This window comes from Janthinobacterium sp. PC23-8, assembly GCF_002250505.1.
Lineage (GTDB): Bacteria > Pseudomonadota > Gammaproteobacteria > Burkholderiales > Burkholderiaceae_D > Janthinobacterium.
The window spans coordinates 1-3,404 of sequence record NZ_NJGY01000006.1; the positions used below are offsets into that span (position 1 = coordinate 1).

The 3,404-nt window shown below is 70.6% G+C and carries 2 protein-coding genes; both read right to left on the reverse strand.

From position 1 onward, the window contains the following. Positions 1–1,375 (reverse strand): condensation domain-containing protein (locus tag CD932_RS27930; RefSeq protein WP_217907392.1); only part of this gene is annotated, 1,375 nt, incomplete at its 3' end. A 67-nt stretch (positions 1,376–1,442) separates the two neighbouring features. Further along, positions 1,443–3,404, reverse strand: a 1,962-nt coding sequence (locus tag CD932_RS27935) for a condensation domain-containing protein (protein WP_217907393.1), incomplete at its 5' end; no start/stop codon positions are given.

Here is a 3,404-nt window from a genome sequence, read left to right on the forward strand (position 1 = left end):
CGCCGTCGCGCAAGGCCTGCGCCTCGAAGCCGCGCCACAGGTCGGCCACCGCGCCCGCAGGCAGGGCGGCCTGCGGCATCGGCGCCGGCGCCAGCGCCAGGTTGATTACGCTGCGCGCAGGATCGGCGCATACGGCGAGCACCCAGGCGTGCCAGGCCTGGCCCAGCGCCAGCGCCAGCGACGGCGGGAACCGGCTGGCGCGATATTCCAGCACCATGCGCGCCTGGCCGTCGCGCGGCTCGATGCGCATCGCCAGGTCGGACTTGGCGCCCAGGTTTTCCAGCGGGCGCGGCGTGGCGCGCAGTTGCGGGCCCCAGTCGCCGTCCATCGCGGTGGCGTTTTGCAGCACGAACAGGGCCGGCGCATGGGCGGCGCCATCGTGCGCTGCTTGCCGGCGTGCCAGCGCGGCGGGCGCGGCGGGCGACAGGGGGCCGGCAGCCAGGGCCGCGCGCATGGCCGGCGCCAGGCGCGCCAGGTTGTGCGCAAACGGCAGTTGTGGCGACAGCGACAGGTGCAGCGTCACGGTTTGCACCAGGCAGCCGACGGTATCGGCAAACTCCTCGCGATCGCGGTTGGCCACCGGCACCGACAGCAGCAACTCATCGACCGCGTACAGCCGGGCCAGGAACAGGCCGAACAGGCTGCCCAGCCATTCGAAGGGCGTGACGCCATGCTGTTGCGCACGGCGCCGCAGTTCGTTCCACTGCGGCGCCGTCAAGTTGCTGTCGACCGAGGCGGCGACCCAATGCGGCGGCGCCGGCACCGGCGCCGCCAGTTCCAGCACACAAGGCGGCGGCATGGCGCAGGTCTCGTCCCGGCAGGCTTGCGCGGCCGGCTGCGGCGCCAGGGTGGCTTGCCATTCGCTCCAGTCGACAAACTGGTAGGCGGGCGGCGCCAGTGCGTCGGCGCCCAGCCGGTACAGCGCACGCAGTTCGCGCGCCAGGATGGACAGCGACCAGCCGTCGCAGACCAGGTGATGCAGGCACAGGAACAGGATATGGCGCTGCGGCGCCAGCACAATCAGGGCCACGCGCACGGCGCCGCTGGCCAGCTCGAACGGCCGCGCCGCCAGCGCGGCAAGCAGCTCGCCGACGGCCGCCTCGCCGGTATCGCGGGGGGCGATATGCTCGATGCAGGGCATGGCATCGGACGCGACCACCTGCCGCGCACCGTGTTCGCGCGCGACAAAGCTGGTGCGCAACGCTTCGTGGCGCGCCACCAGCGCCGCGATGGCGGCGCGCAAGGCGGGTTGATCGAGTTCGCCGCACAGTTCGATGGCGAGCGGGACATGAAAGGCCGAGGTGCCGGGATCGAGACTTTCGGCGATCCACATTTCATGTTGGGCGGTAGACAGGTCAGCTTCGAAGGATGGCATGGAGCGGTATGTAGGTAAAAGGGGGCAGGCGGCGCACGGTCCGCCTGCACTCGATGGGAAGGCGGCGTCAGTGCACCGGACGACGTGCGCGCGGGATCGGCGCCATGCTGACGAGCGCGGCGCCGGTGTCGATGGCGCGCGCCATGCCGGCGATGGTCGGATCGCTGAGAAAGTCGCGCAGTGGCAGTTGCACCGCAAAATGCTGCCGCGCACGCGCCACCAGCCGGGTGCCCGAAATACTGTCGCCGCCCAGCGCAAAGAACGAGGCGTCGAGCCGGATCTGCTCCGTCTGCAAGCTATCGCGCCACAGTTCGGCCAGCGCCAGCTCGGTGGCCGACCAGGGCCGCGATTCCGGCGGCGCCGGCGCTGCGGCGGCTGGCGCCGGCGCCGGCGCCGGCGGCGCGACATGGCGCGCGGTGAGCTGGCGGCTCGTTGCCAGCGTGTCGAGCGCCAGACGGCCCGGCACGGCCAGCGCTTCATCGAGCGCCTCGGGGTCGGAACTGACCAGCGCAGCCAGGCTGGCCAGGTAGATCAGGGCCATGCGGTTGAGTTCTTCCCAGTCGATCGATTCGCACTGGGCGATCAGCGTCAGCTCCAGCGACTGGTCGCGCGGATCGAGCGAGAACTGCGCCAGGAACGGAAAATCGGTCTGTTCATACACTTCCAGTTGCTCCACTTCGACCTGCCCGCCCTCGATGATCGGGCGGTAGGCATGGAAGTGCACAAAATTGAGGGCCGAGGAGAACGGCAGCCGCCCGCCGGCCAGCTTCTTGATTTCGAGCAGCGGCAGCCAGCGCTGTTCGAGCAGGCGCGCCTCTTCGAGCGCCACCGACTGTATCCAGCCCACCAGCGAGGCGCTGATGTCAACGTGCGCGCGCAACGGCAGGGTGTTGAGGAACAGGCCGATGGCCTGCTCGGCTTGCGCCACCTCGGGCCGGCAATGCACCACATAGCCGGTGCAGACGGTATCGGATTCGCTCACTTCGGCCAGCGCCAGGATATGCGCGCCCAGCAGCACGGTTTTCAGCGGCACCTGGGCGCGTGCCGCCAGGCGCAGCGCGCCACGCAGCAGGCTCGGGTCGACCGGCACGCGGCAGCGCATCGGCGCCTGTCCGGCGCTCGAGACGAAGCGTTCGAAGCCGTCGGCGGCGGCGACACCCGACACATAATCGCGCCAGAAGTCGCGCAAGCGCGGATCGGCGATGGCGTCGCGCTCGCGCCGCACCTGCAGCTCCTGCAGTGCCGGCGGCGCCGACGGCAGTGACGGCAGGTCGAGATAGCACGCCAGCAGGCGGGCGACCAGGGTGGCGAAACTCCAGCCATCGAGAATGGCGTGATGGAAGGCGCAGGTCAGCCGGATGCGACCGTCATCGAGCAGGTGCACCGCCAGGCGCAGCAGCGGCGCGCGCGTGGTGTCGAACGGCTGGCCGCGCTGCGCCAGCAGGAAGGCGTCGAGCGACTGGCGCACCATGGCAGCCTCGACGCCGCGCAGGTCGATCACCTGCAGCGGCACGCTGGCGTGGGCATGGACCTGCTGCGCTGCGGTTTCGCCGCGCTGCCAGTCGAAGCCGGTGCGCAAGGCTTCCACCTGCGCGGTCAGCGTGGTCAGCGCGGCGCGGAACCGGGTCTCGTCCCAATCGATCCGCAACAGATAGGAAAACACGTCGAGGAAGATGGCGTTGCCCTGCTCCAGCTCCGAATGGAACAGCATGCCGCCCTGCAGCGCCGCCAGCGGGAAGGCGCGCTGCACGCCAGGGGCGAGCGCCTCCGCACCGGCCGCCGCCGCATCGGCATCGGCATCGGCATCGGCGGCGAGCAATGGCGTGTTTTCAAGCGCGGCGGCCATGGCGCGCAGCGATGGATGGCGGTAGATCAGCGCCAGGCTCAGCGCCAGACCCTGCTCCCTGATGCGCGCCACCAGGCGCAGCGCCAGGATGCTGTCGCCGCCGAGCGCAAAGAAATTGTCGTCCCGGCCCACCTGCGTGCGCCCCAGCACTTCCTGCCACAGGCCGGCCAGCAGCCGTTCCAG